The sequence below is a fragment of the Pseudarthrobacter woesei genome, assembly GCF_055412745.1.
The window spans coordinates 1-19,168 of sequence record NZ_JBVAYU010000004.1; the positions used below are offsets into that span (position 1 = coordinate 1).

The following is a 19,168-nucleotide window of genomic DNA, read 5'->3' on the forward strand; positions in this document are numbered from 1 at the left end:
AATAGGCCGATAACTTACACCACACACTCTCCTCGTGAACGGATTCAAAAGACGTTCACACCATGAAGAGAGTACAAAGATAACAAGACTGCTTGCGTCCACTATGTGGTTCCCAAACAACAAACCCTCACCGGCACGTTGTCCCAGGGAACAAAACCACAACACAATACAACAACACCACAGTTGTAACCACAAATTTCCCACCCCCACGCCCAGGCGCGGACCGGTGCGGAGCAAGGGTTACGGCGGTCACAGCGTGGGGGAAACGCCCGGTCCCATTCCGAACCCGGAAGCTAAGACCCACAGCGCCGATGGTACTGCACCCGGGAGGGTGTGGGAGAGTAGGTCACCGCCGGAACATCATTAAACGGTCGAGAGCCCCAACCACACGGTTGGGGCTCTCCCGCATTTAACCCCCCAACCAAAAAGAACTATGAGCCCGGCGATACGTGCGGGATGTGGGTGCTGGACGTGAGGGAGCGTCGTGGCAGGCCGCGGGTAGAGTTGGTGACCATGGATAACCTCTTCAGCCACGCCCCTGCCGACGGACCAAAGGCGGCGCAGGACGACAGCCTGGATCCCGTCGTCTACACCGTCACCGTGCCAGGCGCCGTCGCCCGTACCTTTGTGGGGTTTACCGAGCACACCCACCTTTGGTGGCCCATGGAGGAGCGCAGCGTCTACGGTGCGGGCTCCTACGTTGAGTTCGAGGAACTGCTGATCCTTGAGACCGCTGATGACGGCCGCTCTGCTATCTGGGGGTCAATTGACGATTGGCAGCCCCCGTTGTCCTTCCACGCCAGCTGGCATCCCGGGTCGTCGGCGATGTGGTCCACCGAGCTCCGGGTGTCCTTCCGCGCCGTCGATGCGGGCACGGAAGTGCGTCTCGTGCACAGCGGCTGGGAAGGCGCCGAAGACCCGGCTGGAACCCGGGCCGAGTATGATGCCGGCTGGCCCGGGGTCCTGGACCGATTCGTGCGCTTCATGGGTAGGGCTGAGGCCTGAAGCGCCGTGACATCGGCAAGATGGCAGCGTTCCCGCCCAGTTGCTTCGATGAGCACTACTCGGCACCGGAGGACTTCCCCGGTTCCTAGGGCCTCTGTGTGCCAACGATCAGGCAACGGACCAAGCAAGTGGGCAGGAACGCGCCCAGATCTGCACCGGCCGCCCGGAGCCACGCCACGATCAACGCCGCGATCCAGGGCATCCAAATCCGCGCCTTAGACTGAAGTCCGGATTCGACGGAAACTGGAGACCGCATGAGCATCATTGACGAGCTCACCTCTGCCCTGGGAACAGATAAGATCGCCGTGGACACCCCTACCCTGGCTGCCTACGCCGTGGACCAGGCCCCGGTGCTGGACTATCAGTTGCCGCAGGCCGTGGTCCGGGCAGAATCCGTGGCCGACGTCCGGGCCGCCGTGAGCGCGTGCGCGGCCCACGGAGTGGCGCTGGTCGCACGCGGCGCCGGCACGGGAGTCTCCGGCGGCGCCCACGCCAGCAAGGGCTGCGTGGTGCTGAGCCTCGAACGGATGAACCGCATCCTTGACCTCAACGCGGACGACGAGACCGCCGTCGTCGAACCCGGCGTTATCAACGCGGACCTCAATGCTGCCGCCGCGGTGCACGGTCTGATGTACGCGCCGGATCCCGCGAGCTTCAAGGTGTCCACCATCGGCGGCAACGTCGCCACCAACGCCGGCGGCCTGCGCTGCGCGAAGTACGGGGTGACCCGGGACTCCGTCCTGGCGCTCGACGTCGTGCTTGCGGACGGTTCCCTGATCCACACCGGGCACCAGACCTTCAAAGGCGTCGCCGGCTACGATCTCACCGGCCTGTTCGTCGGTTCCGAGGGGACACTGGGGATCGTCGTCGGAATCACGGTCAGGCTCAAGTACCTGCCGCAAGAGGTGCACACGATCGCCGCGTTCTATCCGGACTTCCGCAGCGCCGCGGCCGGCGTCCTCGCGGTGGGCAAGGCTCGGGTGCAGCCGGCCATCATGGAACTGCTCGACGGCGGATCCCTCGCCCAGCTCGACGGGATCCATGGCTCGGACCTTGCCTCGCGGGGATCATCCCTGCTGCTGATTCAAACCGATGGGTACGGGGCCGCCGCGGAGGCCGCGGCCATCCGGCCGGTGCTCGTTGCCGGCGGTGCCGTGGTGACCATGGAGGCCAGCGCCGAGGCCGAGCAGCTCGTGGAGTTGCGGCGCAACAGCCGAGGGGTGGAAGTCGACGACGAATACCGCGTGGGGGAGGACGTTGCCGTGCCGCGCTCACGGCTCGTGGACTACGTCGCGGAGCTGGAGGCGATGGCTGCGGAGCACCGGGTCCAGCTCAAGGTGGTTGCGCACGCCGGCGACGGGAACCTGCACCCCACGTTCTGGGTGGACCGGGCAGGGAACGCCGTCGACGCCGACGCGATGCAGCGCCTCGGTGCGGCCCTGGACAAATCCATCACCGTGGCCCTCGCGATGGGCGGCACCATCACGGGGGAACACGGGATCGGCCAGTTCAAGCTCCGCTGGCTCGGCCTCGAGCAGAAGGAACCCGTACGCGAACTGCAGCGCCGGATCAAGGAGCTTTTCGACCCGGCCGGGATACTGAACCCGGGCAAAGCGATTTAGCCCGGCTGTGCCACTACAGTGCTCGTCAGAATCGGGCGCACCAGACGAGTGCCACAGCCGGCACTAGTCATCGATGCCGGGGTATCCGTCGTCGTCATCGTCGCGGTAGCGTGATTCCTCGGTTTCGACCTCGAGGATTTTGAGCATTTCCGTGTCCGGATTGAGCATGATGGCCGCCTCGTCCCGGCGGTGGCGCAGTTCCGAGTCGATGTAGGACTGCACGGCTTCCGCCAGCGGGATGTGCCGGTTCTCCTTCTCGGACATGTACCAGCGGTGCTCCAGGATCTCATGCACGGCCTCCGCCGGCTCGAGTTTCCCGGACAGATCGCGCGGGATGGATCGGACAATCGGCTCGAAGATCTGGCTGACCCACAGATGGGCGCTGTACTCCTCGTCCATGCCGGGGTTGTTGTCCGCCCGGAAGGAATCCATGTCGTTCAGGAGCCGGCGGGCCTGGTTTTCCTGCGCGTCCAGCCCGGTCAGCCGCAGCAGCCGGCGCTGGTGATGGCCCGCGTCCACCACCTTGGGCTGGAGCTGGATGGTGGAGCCGTTCTGGGTGGTTTTGATGGCGTATTCCTCGACGTCGAAGCCGAGCTCGTTGAGCTTCCGGATCCGGGCGGCAACGCGCCAGCGCTCACCGATCTCGAAGGACTCCTTCTCGGTCAGCTCGGTCCACAGTCGGCGGTAGCTGTCCATGATGAGCTCGCTTGTGGCCACCGGGTCCACCTTCTCCTCGATGAGGCCGCCGTCGAGCAGGTCCATAAGTTCCCCGGCGATGTTGACCCGGGCGATTTCAAGATCGTACTCGCGCTGCCCGGTGGACAGATCCGGGTAGAGTTCGCCGGTTTCGGCGTCCACGAGGTACGCGGCAAACGCGCCGGCGTCGCGCCGGAACAGGGTGTTGGAGAGCGAGACGTCGCCCCAGTAGAAGCCGATCAGGTGCAGCCGGACCAGGAGCAGGGCCTGGGCATCGATCAGGCGGGTGAGGGTGTCCTTGCGCAGCATCTGCGAGAAGAGGGCGCGGTAGGGCATGGAGAACTTGAGGTGCCGCGTGACCAGGACGGGGTTCAGCGGCCGCCCGTCGGGCGTGGTTCGCCCGGTGATGACGGCCACCGGCTCCACGCAGGGGACGTCCAGCCGTGCCAGCTTGCGGAGCATATGGTACTCGTGGCGGGCGATGTGCTCCGAGGTTTCCTTGATGGCGATGACGGAGCCGCCGAGATGGGCGAAGCGCACGATGTGGCGGGAAATGCCGCGGGGGAGCGCGGCGAGGTTCTCGGCCGGCCAGTCTTCCAGGGCAATATGCCACGGCAGGTCCAGCAACTCCGGCGCCGTGGCAGCCGCGGTGATGCTCAGTGAACTCGAGGCCACCGCGGCCTTCGAATCGTTGGCGCTGGCGGCCTCGTAGCGGGGCAATTTTCCGATCTGACCATAGTCGGTGGGCTCGTCGTGCCACTGGGCACTGTTTTCCTCGGTCATGGGGTTTTCGGTCATAGGGCCAATTCTTCCGTACGAAGGGCAGCGGCCCTAACGAAAAGGATGCTGGAAGTGGAGTTAAAGCCCGACGGCGGCCCTCCGCTGGGGAGGACCGCCGTCAGTCGTGCAGCGCAACCTGGGCCCACGCCGGTAGGGTTCCCTGGCCGAAGCGGAGCGAGGTTAGGGATCCGGTGGGGACTAGTCGCCCAGGCGCAGGCCGGTCTTGGTGTCGAACAGGTGCACGTGACCTGACTGCGGGCGGACCCAGATGGACTCGCCCTTCATCGGGGGACGGCGGCCGTCGACGCGTGCCACGATGTCGTGGCTCTGTCCGTCCAGCGTGGTGTGGCCGTAGACGTAGGCGTCGGCGCCGAGTTCTTCGACGACGTCGACCTCGACCTGGAGGCCTTCACCCTGGGCAACCTGCTCGAGGTCTTCCGGACGGGAGCCCAGGGTCACGGTCTTGCCGCTGGCCACTTCAAGGACGTCGTGAGGGACCGGGTAGACGGTGCCGCCGAACTGCACGCCGCCGTCGACGACCGGCAGTTCAAGCAGGTTCATGGCAGGCGAGCCGATGAAGCCGGCAACGAACACATTCTTGGGCTTGTCGTAGAGGTTGCGCGGGGTGTCGACCTGCATCAGCAGACCGTCCTTCAGCACGGCGACTCGGTCACCCATGGTCATGGCCTCGACCTGGTCGTGGGTCACGTAGACCGTGGTGACGCCCAGGCGGCGGGTCAGGGATGCAATCTGGGTGCGGGTCTGCACACGGAGCTTGGCATCAAGGTTGGACAGCGGCTCATCCATGAGGAAAACCTGCGGGTTACGCACGATGGCGCGGCCCATGGCAACACGCTGGCGCTGGCCGCCGGAGAGTGCCTTCGGCTTCCGGTCAAGGTACGGCTCGAGGTCCAGGAGCTTAGCTGCCTCACGAACACGCTCGGCGCGCTCTTCCTTGCTGACGCCGGCGATCTTCAGGGCGAAGCCCATGTTGTCCGCGACGGTCATGTGCGGGTACAGGGCATAGTTCTGGAAGACCATGGCGATGTCGCGGTCCTTGGGAGGCATATCGGTGACATCGCGGTCGCCAATGAGGATTCGGCCGGAGTTCACATCCTCAAGACCTGCAAGCATGCGCAGGGAGGTGGATTTTCCACAGCCGGAGGGTCCAACGAGGACCAGGAACTCGCCATCGGCGATTTCTATGTTGAGCTTGTCAACAGCGGGCTTATCCGTGCCCGGGTACAGACGCGTAGCGTTATCAAAAGTAACTGTAGCCACAGTTATCAATCCCTTCACCGGCAGGTACGTGCCGGACGATCCGTAGTGAATGGTCTTTTTATTCAGATGTTAATTCAGTTGTCAGCATCAAGCGTGCGCATACTCCCCGGCCGAAGCCGAGGAGTATCCAATGACGCCGCACGGTAGTTGTGCGCCACATCACAACCAGAGTATGTCAGATTTATCGCAAAAGGACCAAAAAGTTACGGATGTCACACGTGTTTCGTGTTACTTGGGTCCTTTGATGAGCTACGGGTCAGGCGCCGACGGCGCGTTTCCGCTCCCGCAGCAGGGCTTCCAGCAGCTCGGCGACGTGGACCGGCGCCTCGACGCGGAACTGGGCCTGGGTGAAATCCAGCCCCACCTTCACACCCAGATCGCCCGTGAGTAGGTTGCCCAGGGCGTCCTCGTCGGTGGTGTCGTCGCCCGCGAAGACGGCGGCGGTGGCGCCCGTCGCCTGCCGGAGGAAGGCGATGCCCTCGCCCTTGGAGGCATGGACCACGGAGCTTTCCAGCACGCGGTTGCCGGTCTTCAGGAACACGCCGGGGCGGTCTTGCAGCACAGCACGGGCCGCTGCCACCGCATCTTCTGCGACGTCGTCGGCGGCCAGCCGGGTATGCAGGACGACGCCGGCCGGCTTGTCCTCGAGCAGCGTCCCCGGCGCCTCGTCCACGATTTCCTCGAGTTCCCGCCGGACGCCGGCGAGCAGATCCCGCTGGGCATGGTCGAGTACCAGCGGTGCGGAGCCCGGTCCCATCCAGACTTCCGCACCGTGGCTGCCGATCAGCAGGGTCTTCTCCGGCGGGAAGGCGACCGCCCGCAGGCTGTCCAAAGCCCGTCCCGAGATGAGCGCCGTCGTCGTCCGGGGCAGTTCGGTGAGCGCGGCGAAAGCCGCCGCCGAGCGGGGGAGCGCGCGGGAGTCTTGGGCGTGGTCCACGAGCGGTGCCATGGTGCCGTCAAAGTCCATGGCGACCAGGAGGTGCCCGGTTCCGGCGACGCGGCGCACGGCCTCGAGCAGTTCGGGGGAGAGCGAGGACGGGGTTTTTTCGGGGACGGCGTCAGGAGTCATCGCGGATTACCTTCTCTTCAAGGGCCCTCAGGAAGTCGGAGGACCAGAGGTCGACGTCGTGGTCCAGGATCTGCTTGCGCATCGAACGCATGCGGCGCCCGGCTTCCGCCGGCTCCATGTTCACGGCCCTCATGATGGTGTCTTTGAGGCCGTCGATGTCGTGCGGGTTCATCAGCAGCGCCTGCTTGAGCTGGTCCGCGGCGCCGGCGAACTCGCTGAGCACCAGTGCGCCGTCGTTGTTGGTGCGGGCCGTGACGTATTCCTTGGCCACCAGGTTCATGCCGTCGCGGAGGGCGGTGACCAGCATGACGTCCGCCGCCAGATACAGGGCCACCATCTCTTCGATGGGGTAGTTGTGATGCAGGTAGCGGACGGCGGTGTTCTGGATGGTGTCGTAGGTGCCGTTGATATGGCCGACGGTGCCCTCAACTTCTTCGCGGAGCAGGCGGTACTGCTCCACGCGTTCCCGGCTGGGGCTGGCAACCTGGATCAGCGCGGCGTCCTCCACCGTGACTTTGCCGTCGGCCAGGAGTTCCTCGTAGGCCTTGAGTCGGTGCCGGATGCCTTTGGTGTAGTCGAGGCGGTCGACGCCGAGCAGGATCGTCTTGGGGTTGCCAAGATCCCGGCGGATCTGCCGGGAGCGTTCAATGATCTCGGGCTTCTTGGCCAGTTCGGTGATCTGCTTGACGTCGATGGAGATGGGGAAAGCCTGGGCGCGTGCGATGTGGGTGGTCTGCCCGTCGTTCCCCTTGACGTGGATCTGCTGCTGCTTGACGCTGGCGCCGAGGAAGCGGCGGGCGGAGCGCATGAAGTTCCCGGCGTCGCCGCTGCGCTGAAAGCCGACCAGGTCGGCGCCCAAGAGGCCGTCGATGATCGCCCGGCGCCACGGAAGCTGCGCGAAGATCTCCGGCGGCGGGAAAGGGATGTGGTTGAAGAAGCCGATTTTCAGGTCCGGCCGCGCCTCGCGGAGCATCTTGGGGACGAGCTGGAGCTGGTAGTCCTGGACCCAGATCGTGGCGCCGTCGTTCGCGTGGTGGATGACGGCGTCGGCGAACCGCCGGTTGACCTTGCGGTAGGAGTCCCACCAGGTCCGGTGGAACTCGGGCGGGGCTATTACATCGTGGTAGAGGGGCCACAGGGTGGAGTTGGAAAAGCCTTCGTAGAAGAGCTCGATGTCCTGCGTGCTCAGCTGCACCGGCACGAGGTCGATGCCTCCGTGGCTGAACGGCTGGACCTGCTCGTCGGGAGCCCCGTGCCAGCCCACCCACGCACCGTCGGTCTTGGTCATCATGGGAGCCAGCGCGGTCACGAGTCCGCCGGGGGAACGCCGCCAGCCGTCCTGACAGCCGGGCTCATCGGGGGAGCAGCGGTCAACCGGCAGGCGGTTGGACACCACCATAAAGTCATACCGCGAATCCGGTTCTGCCCGGCCGCCGTCCGAGGACTTGCCCTCGGCTTTTCCGTCCGATTCGGCGCGTTCCGTTGTGTTCATTGGTGCCCCCTGGGCTCGTTCGTGGCTCTCAACCCACCCTAGCCGGACGGAATCTTCGGTGCTATTCGGCAGGTGGGACCCGGGAAGGAAACTTGAAAACGCAACTTCCCAGTTTTCTCCCCTAAAATGATGAATTGCCACCCAGTGGACCGTCCCAGGCCGATCGACCCGAGGAATTAATGAGCCCCGCAAACGAACCCCGTCAGTCCAAAGCAGAGCGAACTGCCGCGGCGCGCGAGAAAGCCCGTGAGATCCGTGAGGCGCAACTGAAGAAGGACAAGCGCAACAAGCTGCTCATTGGCTGGGGCATTGTTGCCGCCGTCGTGGCCATTATTGTGATCGTGGCACTCGTGGTCACCTCGAACATTCAGAACAACGCCCCGGTGGCCGACGAGGGTCCCACCCCGGCCAACGGCAACGTCTACGGTGGCGTCACCCTGCTGGCCAACACCGAGGTGGCCAAGACCGAGCCGGCAACGGTCAAGATCGCCGATCTGCCGTCCGCCCCGGCCACGCCGCCGGCGCAGGTCACCGCGCCCGGAGCCGAGGCCGAGGCCGGCAAGCCCGTCAAGGTGATTCTGTACATCGACTTCATTTGCCCCGCGTGCAAGAACTTCGAGGCCCAGTACACCGAGTCCCTGAAAAAGCTGCGCAATGAAGGCAAGATCACGGTCGAATACCGTCCGCTCGGCTTCCTGGACCGCCAGTCCACCACCAACTACTCCTCGCGTGCGGCCAACGCCGCCGCCTGCGTCGTCAACGAGTCCCCGGAGAAGTACGCGGACTTCGTCGACGCGCTCTTCGCGAAGCAGCCGGCTGAAGGCGGCGCCGGCCTGTCCGACAACGAGCTGAAGAAGATGGCCACCGACGCCGGCGCCAAGAGCATCGACGCCTGTGTGGACGGCAAGACCTACCGTCCGTACGTCAAGCACACCACCCAGGAAGCCGCTGCCGTCGGCGTCACCGGCACCCCGTCCGTCTTCGTCGAAGGCAAGCAGTGGGGCAAGGGCGACAGCGCCCAGACCCCGTTCGAGCAGTTCCTGACCGCCGCAATCGACGCCAAGAAGTAAGAGCAGCAGTAGCTGGCGGCAACAGCTGGCCCGGTCCCGGACTCGTCCAGGACCGGGCCAGGTGGTTTGGTTTTCAGCAGCGTCTTTGCCGGGTTTCTTACCTCAGTTTTTACCCCCGGGGATCCGTGGGCTAACCTTATCTAGCGCCGTGGCGCCGGGCCCCTCAACGCTGCCCGGTACCAGCCGGTTAGCAGGAATGCCTCCTTAGCTCAGTTGGCCAGAGCACCGCTCTTGTAAAGCGGGGGTCGTCGGTTCGAATCCGACAGGGGGCCCCATGCGGGCCCGTGACCTGCAGTTCTCGTAATTTGAATGGCCCCGAGAGGGGCCATTCGCACTTAACCCACGACTCACTCACTGCAATCTGAAATTTTTGTCGATGGTAACTTCGGCTGGGCTCACCAGCTCAAAGACCCCGCATCGTGGAGTGCCCATGGTCCGGGGTCTTGCTGTAGACACGGGCCGGGGGCAGTGCTTTCCCAGTAGGCTGAATCTCCTATATGAGGGGCAGGAGGCCGAGATGGCTGAAACGATGGTGGCCGAGGTGATGGCCGCGCTGGCCGTGCTGGAAGACCCGAAGGCCCGCGCGGTCAATGAGAAGCACGGTGACGACCACGGGGTGAACCTGGGCAAACTGCGCGCGCTCGCGAAGCGGCTGAAGACGCATCAGGAGCTTGCACGCGAGCTCTGGATGACGGATGACACCGCTGCGCGACTGCTGGCGCTCCTGATCTGCCGCCCGAAGGCATTCGAACGCGACGAGCTGGACCTCATGGTGCGCCAGGCGCGCGTCCCCAAGGTGAACGACTGGCTCGTGAACTACGTGGTGAAGAAGAGCCCGCACGCAGAAGAGCTGCGCCTTAGCTGGTTCTCCGATAAGGATCCAGTGGTAGCCAGTGCCGGCTGGGCGCTGACCAGCGAACGCGTGGTGAAGGGCGCCGAGGGCCTGGACCTCGCAGGTCTGCTGGACACCATCGAGGCGGAGATGGGGGCCGCACCGGATCGTCTGCAGTGGGCGATGAACCACTGCCTGGCCCAGATCGGGATCGAGCACGCCGGTTTCCGCGCCCGGGCCATCGGCATCGGTGAGCGCCTGGAGGTCCTTAAGGAGTACCCGACGCCACCGAACTGCACCTCACCGTTTGCTCCCATCTGGATCACCGAGTTGGTGCGCCGACGGAACGAACAGTAGGAGGCTCCGAGCTCACGCTGGTGCGGCCCAAGCCCCGGGACGTAAGTCCCTAGACTGCCGACACCGGACGGCGGAGTCTTGGCCTATGACTGAATCGAATCCGGAAAAGACGCCGGAGATCAAGTCCACCGAACTGCACGAACAGCCGACAGCGGTGCTCCGTGAGACTGTCCCGATGAATGCCTTGCGTGAGTTCTTCGGCCGCGCCTACGGGGCAGTTATGGGGGCGGTGCAGCAGCAGCATGTGCAGTTGGCCGGGCCGCCGTTCGCGCTGTACCGGGGTATGCCCACCGACGTCGTGGACGTGGAGGCAGGCTTTCCGCTGGCGGCGCCGTATCCGGGCGGGGGCGCCAGCGGCGTCATCGGAGGAACGCTTCCTGCCGGCCGCGCCCTGGAGGCTATGCACATCGGCCCGTACGACACGTTGCCCCAGACGTACGGGGCGGTAATGGCCAGGATGCAGGCGGAAGGGCTGACGCCGGGTGACTCGATGTGGGAGTACTACCTGAGCGATCCCGCCACCGAGCCGGACCCATCAACGTGGAAGACCCTCGTCGTCTGGCCGGTGGCCTGAGCAGTAACTCCCGCTCCCGGCGTCGAACCTAATACCGGCTCCCCGGTCGCTTTTGGACGCCTTCCGTCCGCCTTGTTCACCTGACCGCGCGACTCAAAGTGTCTGATTGCGCACACTATTCTCCAACTCCGTGCATAATGACCTAAACTGCTTCACTGAGGTGCCTGAAATGGCGCTGCGCAGCAACGAAAGTGAACCCGCAATGGCTACCGATTACGACGCCCCACGCAAGACAGAAGAAGAATCTCCCGCCGAATCGCTGGAGGCCCTTCAGGCGTCCCGCGGCGGCGGCGCCCAGACTGCTGTGATCGACGTCGACGAGAACGACACCGCTGAAGGCATCGACCTTCCCGGCGCGGATCTCTCCGGCGAAGAACTGACCGTCACCGTTGTTCCCGAGCAGTCCGATGAATTCACCTGCTCCTCCTGCTTCCTGGTCCGCCACCGCACCCAGATAGCCCGTGAGAAGAACGGCATGAAGTACTGCCGCGATTGCGAAGGCTAGGGGACCTTCCACCCGCGCGGCACCACATCTTCTTGAGTACAGCAGCGCATCGCCAAGCGCCGGCACCCGGCAAGGGGACCGGCGCTTCGCCGTTTCTGCCGAAGGTCACAACCTGTGCCGTAGTTCCGGCCCGGACGACGGCGGGATGACCGTCCCGTGATCAGGTGCGGCCCACCTTAACGGTTGGGCGCCGTTTCCGTCCCAGCCCTCGAAACGGGCCGGAAACGCTCCTATTCTGGAGCTATCTGATCGCTGCAGGGGGTGGCCGAATTGAAGAAGTTCCGGGTTTGGTGTGTTGCCGTGTTGATGGCCGTAGGCATGGGGCTTGCGGCACCCGGCCCGGCGTCGGCGGATCCCTACTGCGGGCTGGTCTGGGGGTCGCTGGCCAAGGCCGATCCGGCGATGATCCAGTCCAGGGTGACCAACGTGCGTACCGGCCAGCACTACTGCTTCGACCGGCTGGTCATCGACCTCAACGGACCCGTGGCGGGGTACACCGTCCGGTATGTCCCGCAGGTGTCGCAGGACGGCTCAGGATTCCCGGTCGCGCTGCGCGGCCAGGCGTTCCTGCAGATCACGGTCAATGCCCCGGCCTATGACGACAACGGCAATTCCACCTACAACCCGGCGGACAAGAACGAACTGACGAATGCCGGCGGCTACCAGACCTTCCGGCACGTGGCATGGGCAGGCAGCTTCGAAGGCTATTCGAGCCTGGGCCTCGGGATCCGGGCGCGGCTGCCGTTCCGGGTGTTCACCCTGGCAGGGCCCGACGCCGGCTCACGGCTGGTGATCGACGTCGCGCATTTCTGGTGACGGCTGGCCCTGAGACGGGTTAGAGCGAGTTGAGGTCTGCCCGGAGCGGGTAGTCCCGGCCGTCCAGGACCAGTTGGGTGCAGCGGCGGGAGGCCGGATTGAGCACGATCGGCGCCATGAGGTTCACTGTGGTCGCGGCGGGGGAGTGGTTGAGTACCACCAGAAGCTGGGGCATCTCGCCCTCCTCCAGTTCCAGGGCCTCGAGGGCAGCAGCCGGAAGCGGTGGGTTGTAGCTGGGCACGAACACTGCCGCGTCGGCGAGGAACATGCGCAGGACGACGGGTTCAGTGGCTTCAAGCGCAAACAGCCCCTGGGCACCTTCCACACCCCGCAGGGTGAAGTCGTGGACATTCTCGAAGCCCGGCATGGGGGCGGTGAACACAACGGAGGCGTTCAACACGGCGGTACTCACCTGAGGAAGTCCATCAGGGATGGCTGCAGTACACGCGCGGTGGCGGCCAGCGCCACCTGGTAGTTGGTTTCCTGGAGTTTCAAGTCCAGGATGACGCTGCCCAGATCCAGTTTTTCTATGCCCATCCGCTGTGCGTCCAAGGTGTTCTCCAGTTCGGTGTTGACGTTGCCGGCACGTTCCAGCTGGGCCTGACGCGATCCTATCTCAGCGCGGCCGCTGACCACAGCCTTGAAGGCTGCGTCGACGTCAGTCAGCTTGGGCGTGACGTCGGCGCCGGTCCGCAAAGCGGCGGCCAGGCCGCCGACAAGTGTGAAGACGGAGGTGGCACCGTCGCCGAAGATTTTGGCCCCATCGACATCGATCCGTACCGTCTGGTTGTCACTGATGCGCCGCTCCACGGTGCCGCCGGGAATCCCGTTGTACGTGGGGGCGCTTCCCGCGGCGCCCGGAGTGAAAGCCCCGGCGGCGTCTGAGCTTCCGGCGAAGATGTTGCGGCCCAGATGCTGCGTGTTGGCGATCGAGAGCAAGTCCTGGCCTAGACCGTCCAGCTCAATGGCGATGGCATCCCTCGCGGTCTGGTTGAGGGCACCGTTGCCGGACTGCACGGTGAGGTCGCGGATCTTGTTCAGCACGTTGGTGGCCTGGCCCAGGGCGGAATCGGTGGCGTTGAGCCAGCTTCCGCCGTCGTCAATGTTTCGTCCGTACTGTTCGTTGGCTGCCTGCCGGGCACGTGTCTGCAGGGCTTCGCCGGTAGCGGAGGGATCGTCCGAAGGACGGGAAATCTTGTCCAGGGTGGACGCCTTCACCTGCAGCTCGGCCAGTCTGGACTGCTGGTTCTGCAGTGTTCGCTGGGCGGTGGCGGTCATGGTCAGGTTTGTGACCCGGTTCAGCATGATTATCTTCCTACCAGTCCGGTGCGGTTGATCAGAACGTCCAGGGCCTCGTCGACGGCGGTCATCACTCGTGCCGCCGCCTGGTAGGCATGCTGGTTGGTGAGCAGGCTGACATTTTCCTCATCCAGGCTCACCGAGGCTGAGGAGGCGCGTCCCAGCATGGCCGAGGCTTCGGCTGCCGTGGTGAGGGCCTCGTGCTGCTGGGCGCCGCGCGACTGCACTCCGACGCGGGTGACGATCTCCCGCCAAGCGGCATCGGGGGAGGAGGTGCGGGCACCGATCTGGGCAATCGCATCGGCGTTGTGGCCGTCGCGGTTTCCCGCTCCCGCGAGCCCCACTCCGATCATGCCGGGGTCCTGGAGGGACGTGATCCCGAGTGCTGCTGGGCGGCTGGCATCAAGGGTGAAGAAGTCGCCGGCGGGTGCACCACTGGCGGTCTGGCCGCTGCTGTGGACGGCATTGACGTCGACGGCCAGCTTCGTGGCTAGTTGATTGTACGCGGCCGCCGTTTCCGCGATGGCACCGCCGGAGCCACCGGACGCGGGAGCCAGCACGGACAGCGCACCGGCGATCTGGCCGCCGTCGAGCCCTATCGCTGCACCCGGACGGTCTGTCCACTCGAGCCGGACCGGCGGGGTTTCCTGGGCCATGGACGTTGCCCCGGCCAGCTTGAGCGAGCGCACGGAACCGCCCATCACGAGGGCGTTGCCTCCGACCTGAACGTCAACGGTTCCGTCTGCCTGCTCGCGGACCGTGCCGCCGGCGAGGCGGGCGATCGACTCCGTGAGTTTGGCGCGGGCATCGATGAGTTCGTTGGCCGATCCCCCGGCGGCAAGCGTGGAGCGGATGGTGGTGTTGTAGGCCGCCACCTGGGCCGCGGCCGAATTGACGGCGTCCACGGCGTCAGAGACCTGGCCCCGGGCGCTGCTCCACTGCCCGTCCAGGGACTGGTACGCCGAAGAGATCTTGGCGGTCAGGGAGTTCGCGGCCTGGACCACAAGGCCAGCGGGAGCAGACTCTCCGGGCTGGTTGGCAGCGCCCTGCCACGCCGACCAGAACCCCTGCAGTGCAGCAGAAATCCCGTTCTTTCCGGGCTCGTTCAAGACGGTTTCAATTCCTTGCAGGGAGGAGGACCTGGCGTTGGCAAAGCCGGCCCGGGCGCCTGCGGATCGGACACCGGTATCCAGGAAACTGCTTCCCAGCCGGGCGATTCCGTCGACGGACACACCCTGTCCAGCCTGCGGGCGTCCGGAGCCGAACAGGCCCTGGGCGGGAGCGGTGAGGGAGGACTGCTCCACGCGCTGCCTGGTGTAGCCCTCGGTGGCCGCGTTGGCGATGTTCTGGCCGGCCACGTTCATGCCTTGCTGGGCAGCGGTCAGCCCACGGTAGGCGGTGTTCAGGGCGCCAAAGGTGCTCATGGTCGGTTCCTTAAAATTGCTTGTCGAAGACACGGGAGCCGGAGGATGCCCCGGTCTTGCCGTGCGCGTCGTAGGTTCCGGCCGCCGCGGCCGGCCGCAGATCGGCCAGCGATTCCTGGGTGGAGCGGACGGCGGTGCGCAGGTACTGCTCGTTGGAGTCGCGCAGTTCCTTGATCAGGGCGGCCTGGCGGGTCAGCGCGGCCAGATGGGCGGTGAGGATTTCGGCCCAAGGCCCTTCCGGGGCCGCCGCCGCCAACTCGGCCAGGGACGCGTCGGTGGGAAGCCCCCAGGTTTCGGCTACGACGGCGGCTTCGATGGTGCGGGCAAGGCTTGCCTTGGAGAGGTGCTCCAGGACCTGCTCGACTTCGCGGGTGCCGTGGGGCAGCCAGCGGGATTTCCCCGAGGTGAGCAAGAGCTGCTCTTCCTCGAGCTTGAACGTCAGAACGTCTAGTAGTTCACGCTCCCGCCACAGCAGGGCGGACAGTTCGTGGATGGCCATTTTCCGGAGGGCTCCCTCGTCGGTGTCTGGTGCGGTGATGCCGGGCCTGCGTTAAATGCAGCCAACAGCTGGGTTCGTAGAAACTATCGGCAAGAACATGGAGTTCGTTAGCGGCGATGAGGGGGCTCCGCAGAACGAAGGGGGCCCGTGGGCTGCTGAAAACAATTTGGGAAATCTACTTACCAGTGCTTCCAAAGTGGCGATAGCTACTCCTGAAGGCCCACGGATGGGCCCTCGCACATCGTCCCACTCACGGAGGAAACATCATGGGAATGCAGATCAACACCAACCTGGCTGCGAACAACACTTACCGCAGCCTCAGCAACACCCAGAACGACCTGTCCAAGTCGTTGGAGAAGCTTTCCAGCGGCCTGCGCATCAACCGCGCCGGTGACGACGCGGCTGGCTTGGCATTGTCCGAGGGCCTGAAGTCCCAGATCGGTGGCCTCACCGTGGCCTCCCGCAATGCCCAGGACGGCATCGGCGCCGTTCAGACCGCTGAAGGCGGCCTGAACCAGACCCAGTCCATCCTGCAGCGTCTGCGCGACTTGGGTGTCCAGGCTGCTAACGACACGAACAACGCCGAATCCCGTGGCGCCATCAAGACCGAAGCTGACAGCCTGGTCAAGGAACTGGACCGCATTGCAGGCTCGACGAACTTCAACGGCACCGCCCTGCTGAACAGCTCCAAGACCTTGTCTTTCCAGGTCGGTGCAAACGCCGATGCTGCGAGCAAGATCGACGTCAACCTCAGTGGTGCCAACGTCAAGTCCATCGCGAATACCCTCGCAGGCGGCGACCTCACCACTACGGGTTCTTCGTTTGCGACGACCCTCGCATCTCTGACAACGGCTGCAGCAACCTTTGAAAGCACCGCTGGTGGCGTAAAGTCAACTGTGACCACGGCGGTCCTGTCGGACACAGCTGACGGATCCGCTGCAACCTTCCAGAGCGTCGAAGAGTATGCCACGGCGCTGCGGGCGGACTCCAGCTTTGCCGCCAACTTCACCGTTAGCGTAACGAAAGACCCTAACGGTGCCGGTACTGGCATTGTGGTGACTGCGCTCAACGGCGGCACCGTGTCCACGACGGCGGCCCCGGCCGCCGGTTTGGCTACTGGCGGTTCCACTGGCACCGCGGTCACCGGTGGCTTGAAGTTTGACACTGCTGCAAACGCCCAGGCATCGATCAAGATGCTGGACACCCAGATCACCAAGGTATCCACCGCTCGCGCTGATCTGGGTGCTTCCCAGAACCGTCTCGAGTCGGCTGTGCAGACCATCAACGTTGCCAAGGAAAACCTGACGGCTTCCAACTCCCGTATCCGCGACACGGACATGGCTGAGGAAATGGTCAAGTTCACCCGCAACAACATCCTGTCCCAGGCAGGTACCGCCATGCTCGCGCAGGCGAACCAGTCCAACCAGGGTGTACTGCAGCTCCTGCGCTAAATCATGAGCGGGGCGGGCTAAGCTCAGTTAGCTCTCCCCAGTAGCTAGGGAATGCGCGTGGCGCCCGGAGGGAAATCCATCCCCCCGGGCGCCACGCCCACCTCAACCTTCGCCTCAGTAGCGGAACATTGTTCTTAAGGAGCTGTAACCGTGGGACTTTCAATCGACGGACTCTCCAGCGGTTTGGACACCACGTCCCTTATCAATTCGCTGATGACCATCGAAGCGGCGCCGCAAAACCTGCTCAAGAGCCGGGCAGCAGCCGTGCAGACACGCATTTCTGCCCTTCAGGGCCTCAACTCGTCCTTGGCGGACCTGTCTACCCGCGCCACGAAGCTCACGCAGCCCAAGGCCCTTGATCTCTACGCGGCGACCAGCAGCTCGGCCAAGGTCACCACAACGGTCGGCGCAGGCGCAGGTGCCGGATCCCTCGATTTCACGGTCTCGAAACTGGCGAGCCCCCAAGTCTCCGTGACCCAAAAGATGCTGACCTGGCCCTACACCACGGTGACCATCACGAGCGGAGGCGGCCAGCCGGTGACGGTCACCCCCGCGACGAGTTCCATGGACGATGTCGTCACCGCGCTTAACTCCGCGGGTGCCGGCGTCACCGCCAACAAGGTCAACGTGGGAGGCGGGGAATTCCGCCTCCAGTTCACCTCCACCGCGACCGGTGCGGCGGCTGCCTTCACCATCAATGACCCGGACGGCACGGTTGGACGCACCGACATCACAACCGCCCAGGACGCCGAAGTGAAGCTCTGGGCCGGCACCGCCGCCGAGCAAAACATCACCTCGGCCACCAACAAGTTCGAAGGCCTACTCAGCGGCGTCTCCCTCACGGTCTCCGAAGTGTCGGCCACCCCGGTGCGGGTGACCGTGGCGAAGGACAACGCCCAGATCACCAAGGCTGCCTCGGACCTGATGAGTTCCGTCAGTGGCGTCCTGGCCCAGATTTCAACCAAGAGCACCGTCGTCGCGAGCACCGATGCCTCCGGCAACCCAATCATGTCCGGTGGCATCTTCACGGGTGACAGCACAGTCCGGAACGTCAACGGGTCCATCATTGCGGCCGCATCCCAGCCAGTCGACGGGAAATCCCCTTCCGAGTACGGCATCACGCTGACCAAAACCGGGACCATGGAATTCGACGCCGCGAAGTTTGGGGTGGCTCTGGCCAAGGACCCGACGGCTACCCTGGCCGCCGTCGCCACGATCGCAGGGCGCTTGGCTGGTGCAGCGAAACAGGCTTCCGATCCCGCCACCGGAACGTTGAGCACCAAGATTATCGGACAGCAGAGCACCGCCAAGGACTACAGTGCCCAGATCGAGAACTGGGATGACCGCCTTGCGACTCGGCGGACCACGCTGCAGCGGACCTACTCCGCCCTCGAAGTTGCGCTCAGCGGCATGAAGGCGCAGTCGTCCTGGCTGTCTTCCCAACTCGCAGGTCTCTCAGGAAGTAACTCAGCATGACAACCACCTCCTTCGGCTACGGCAATGCGGCCCAGCGGAACCAGTACCTGGCCGACTCGGTCCTGTCGGCACCGCCGGCACGCCTCCTCACCATGCTCTACGACCGGCTCCTGCTGGACCTGGGCCGGGCCGAGACCGCGCAACAGACGGCCAACTGGCCGGTCGCATCGGAAAACCTGCTGCACGCCCAGGCCATCATCACCGAACTGTCGTCCTCGCTGAAAGTCGACTCCTGGGACGGCGCCAACGGACTCCTTGGGGTCTACAACTACGCCTCCACGGCACTCATCAATGCCAATATCCAGCGGGACCCCGCGCTGACCCGCGAAGCTATTGACCTGTTGGAGCCCCTGCGCCAGGCCTGGCACGAAGCCGCCGCAGCCGTTCCGCTGCCGGCGTCCGTGCAATCGGCGTCCCCCAATAGTCCGGCCGCTGCAGGGCCCTCCGGAGTGCGCGGCGCCTGGAACACCCAGCCCGGCAGCGGCGGTGGAAGCCTTGGCTTCGGCTGAGCCGGCTGGGGCCACGCCCGGTGTGGCCCCGGAGACGGAATCCTCCCTCAGCGCTTGGACCGCCATCCTCGACGTCCTGGAATCGGCCGTTGCGTCGGCCGAACGGACGCTGAATGACCCGCTTGGTCCCCTGTCAACGCCGCACCACGCCGCCGCAGCCACCCCCCGCGACCGCTGGACACCGCCTGTCCTGACAGGTCCGCTGCCCGCCGAAGCACGCCGTCGTGTCGTTGCCCTCTCTGCCGCCCAGCAGCGTGTTGCCCAGCGGCTGGAAGATGCCCGGCGGGACGTCGCGCGCCAGCTGCAGGCCGTGTCCTCGGTGCCCGGAGTGGGGGAGTCTGCCGGCGCCATCTACCTTGATGTGAACGGCTGAAAGACCGCCGGCTGAACTGCCTGAAAAACTGGTTGGGA

Annotated in this window: 19 protein-coding genes, 1 tRNA gene and 1 rRNA gene; 13 read left to right on the plus strand and 8 right to left on the minus strand. The window is 64.9% G+C overall.

The window, feature by feature from the left end; translation table 11 throughout:
* Window positions 1-241 precede the first annotated feature (241 nt).
* From rrf to ACZYZE_RS07420, 3 genes are all read left to right on the plus strand, one after another.
* Window positions 242-358: ribosomal RNA gene (gene rrf / locus ACZYZE_RS07410) — 5S ribosomal RNA — on the plus strand.
* A gap of 155 nt (window positions 359-513) precedes the next feature.
* The gene (locus ACZYZE_RS07415; protein WP_463907168.1) at window positions 514-1,005 is read left to right on the plus strand and encodes an SRPBCC domain-containing protein; all 492 of its coding nucleotides are present in this window, start codon (window positions 514-516) and stop codon (window positions 1,003-1,005) included.
* 254 nt (window positions 1,006-1,259) lie between these two features.
* The gene (locus tag ACZYZE_RS07420) at window positions 1,260-2,627 is read left to right on the plus strand and encodes an FAD-binding oxidoreductase (RefSeq protein ID WP_459318627.1); all 1,368 of its coding nucleotides are present in this window, start codon (window positions 1,260-1,262) and stop codon (window positions 2,625-2,627) included.
* A gap of 63 nt (window positions 2,628-2,690) precedes the next feature.
* Here the strand turns inward: ACZYZE_RS07420 and ACZYZE_RS07425 are convergent, their stop codons facing one another.
* The 4 genes from ACZYZE_RS07425 to ACZYZE_RS07440 all read right to left on the minus strand — a co-directional run bounded on the left by ACZYZE_RS07425 (window position 2,691) and on the right by ACZYZE_RS07440 (window position 7,945).
* Complete coding sequence (locus ACZYZE_RS07425) at window positions 2,691-4,106, minus strand: DUF4032 domain-containing protein (RefSeq protein WP_459318635.1); 1,416 nt, start codon at window positions 4,104-4,106, stop codon at window positions 2,691-2,693.
* Between the two features lie 195 nt (window positions 4,107-4,301).
* Window positions 4,302-5,384 carry an ABC transporter ATP-binding protein gene (locus ACZYZE_RS07430; RefSeq protein WP_459318626.1) on the minus strand — a complete coding sequence of 361 codons (1,083 nt, stop codon included), beginning with the start codon at window positions 5,382-5,384 and terminating at the stop codon, window positions 4,302-4,304.
* 256 nt (window positions 5,385-5,640) lie between these two features.
* Window positions 5,641-6,453: a trehalose-phosphatase gene (gene otsB / locus ACZYZE_RS07435; protein WP_463907171.1), complete on the minus strand. Its 813-nt coding sequence runs from the start codon at window positions 6,451-6,453 to the stop codon at window positions 5,641-5,643.
* On the minus strand, window positions 6,443-7,945 hold the full coding sequence (locus tag ACZYZE_RS07440) for an alpha,alpha-trehalose-phosphate synthase (UDP-forming) (RefSeq protein WP_459318624.1): 1,503 nt from the start codon (window positions 7,943-7,945) through the stop codon (window positions 6,443-6,445). The genes otsB and ACZYZE_RS07440 overlap by 11 nt, the downstream gene beginning before the upstream one ends.
* A gap of 179 nt (window positions 7,946-8,124) precedes the next feature.
* Between ACZYZE_RS07440 and ACZYZE_RS07445 the strand changes: the two genes are divergently transcribed.
* From ACZYZE_RS07445 to ACZYZE_RS07470, 6 genes are all read left to right on the plus strand, one after another.
* Window positions 8,125-9,015, plus strand: a complete 891-nt coding sequence (locus tag ACZYZE_RS07445) for a DsbA family protein (protein WP_459318623.1) — start codon at window positions 8,125-8,127, stop codon at window positions 9,013-9,015.
* A 198-nt stretch (window positions 9,016-9,213) separates the two neighbouring features.
* Window positions 9,214-9,290 (plus strand) — tRNA-Thr (locus tag ACZYZE_RS07450).
* A 242-nt stretch (window positions 9,291-9,532) separates the two neighbouring features.
* The gene (locus tag ACZYZE_RS07455) at window positions 9,533-10,204 is read left to right on the plus strand and encodes a DNA alkylation repair protein (RefSeq protein WP_463907173.1); all 672 of its coding nucleotides are present in this window, start codon (window positions 9,533-9,535) and stop codon (window positions 10,202-10,204) included.
* Window positions 10,205-10,289: 85 nt separating this feature from the next.
* Window positions 10,290-10,778 (plus strand): GyrI-like domain-containing protein, encoded by a 489-nt coding sequence (locus ACZYZE_RS07460; protein WP_459318621.1) that lies wholly within the window; start codon window positions 10,290-10,292, stop codon window positions 10,776-10,778.
* Between the two features lie 202 nt (window positions 10,779-10,980).
* Window positions 10,981-11,283, plus strand: a complete 303-nt coding sequence (locus ACZYZE_RS07465; RefSeq protein ID WP_459318620.1) for a DUF4193 domain-containing protein — start codon at window positions 10,981-10,983, stop codon at window positions 11,281-11,283.
* Between the two features lie 270 nt (window positions 11,284-11,553).
* Window positions 11,554-12,099 (plus strand): AMIN-like domain-containing (lipo)protein, encoded by a 546-nt coding sequence (locus tag ACZYZE_RS07470; RefSeq protein ID WP_459318634.1) that lies wholly within the window; start codon window positions 11,554-11,556, stop codon window positions 12,097-12,099.
* Between the two features lie 19 nt (window positions 12,100-12,118).
* Here the strand turns inward: ACZYZE_RS07470 and ACZYZE_RS07475 are convergent, their stop codons facing one another.
* From ACZYZE_RS07475 to ACZYZE_RS07490, 4 genes are read right to left on the minus strand one after another with little or no spacing between them, the layout of a single operon-like run.
* Window positions 12,119-12,511: a flagellar assembly protein FliW gene (locus ACZYZE_RS07475; RefSeq protein ID WP_459318619.1), complete on the minus strand. Its 393-nt coding sequence runs from the start codon at window positions 12,509-12,511 to the stop codon at window positions 12,119-12,121.
* Complete coding sequence (gene flgL, locus ACZYZE_RS07480; RefSeq protein WP_459318618.1) at window positions 12,508-13,404, minus strand: flagellar hook-associated protein FlgL; 897 nt, start codon at window positions 13,402-13,404, stop codon at window positions 12,508-12,510. Before flgL ends, ACZYZE_RS07475 begins: the two co-directional genes overlap by 4 nt.
* A 2-nt stretch (window positions 13,405-13,406) precedes the next feature.
* Entirely contained in the window at window positions 13,407-14,822 is a 1,416-nt protein-coding gene (gene flgK, locus ACZYZE_RS07485; protein WP_463907176.1) for a flagellar hook-associated protein FlgK, read from the minus strand.
* A 10-nt stretch (window positions 14,823-14,832) separates the two neighbouring features.
* The gene (locus ACZYZE_RS07490; RefSeq protein ID WP_459318616.1) at window positions 14,833-15,321 is read right to left on the minus strand and encodes a flagellar protein FlgN; all 489 of its coding nucleotides are present in this window, start codon (window positions 15,319-15,321) and stop codon (window positions 14,833-14,835) included.
* A gap of 266 nt (window positions 15,322-15,587) precedes the next feature.
* On the opposite strand from ACZYZE_RS07490, the gene ACZYZE_RS07495 reads away from it, so the two are divergent.
* The 4 genes from ACZYZE_RS07495 (at window position 15,588) to ACZYZE_RS07510 (ending at window position 19,130) form a co-directional block, all read left to right on the plus strand.
* Window positions 15,588-16,772, plus strand: a complete 1,185-nt coding sequence (locus ACZYZE_RS07495; RefSeq protein WP_459318615.1) for a flagellin N-terminal helical domain-containing protein — start codon at window positions 15,588-15,590, stop codon at window positions 16,770-16,772.
* Between the two features lie 150 nt (window positions 16,773-16,922).
* Window positions 16,923-18,248 carry a flagellar filament capping protein FliD gene (gene fliD / locus ACZYZE_RS07500; protein WP_459318614.1) on the plus strand — a complete coding sequence of 442 codons (1,326 nt, stop codon included), beginning with the start codon at window positions 16,923-16,925 and terminating at the stop codon, window positions 18,246-18,248.
* The gene (gene fliS / locus ACZYZE_RS07505; RefSeq protein WP_459318613.1) at window positions 18,245-18,757 is read left to right on the plus strand and encodes a flagellar export chaperone FliS; all 513 of its coding nucleotides are present in this window, start codon (window positions 18,245-18,247) and stop codon (window positions 18,755-18,757) included. Before fliD ends, fliS begins: the two co-directional genes overlap by 4 nt.
* Window positions 18,744-19,130: a hypothetical protein gene (locus tag ACZYZE_RS07510; protein WP_463907179.1), complete on the plus strand. Its 387-nt coding sequence runs from the start codon at window positions 18,744-18,746 to the stop codon at window positions 19,128-19,130. Before fliS ends, ACZYZE_RS07510 begins: the two co-directional genes overlap by 14 nt.
* Window positions 19,131-19,168: the final 38 nt, after the last annotated feature.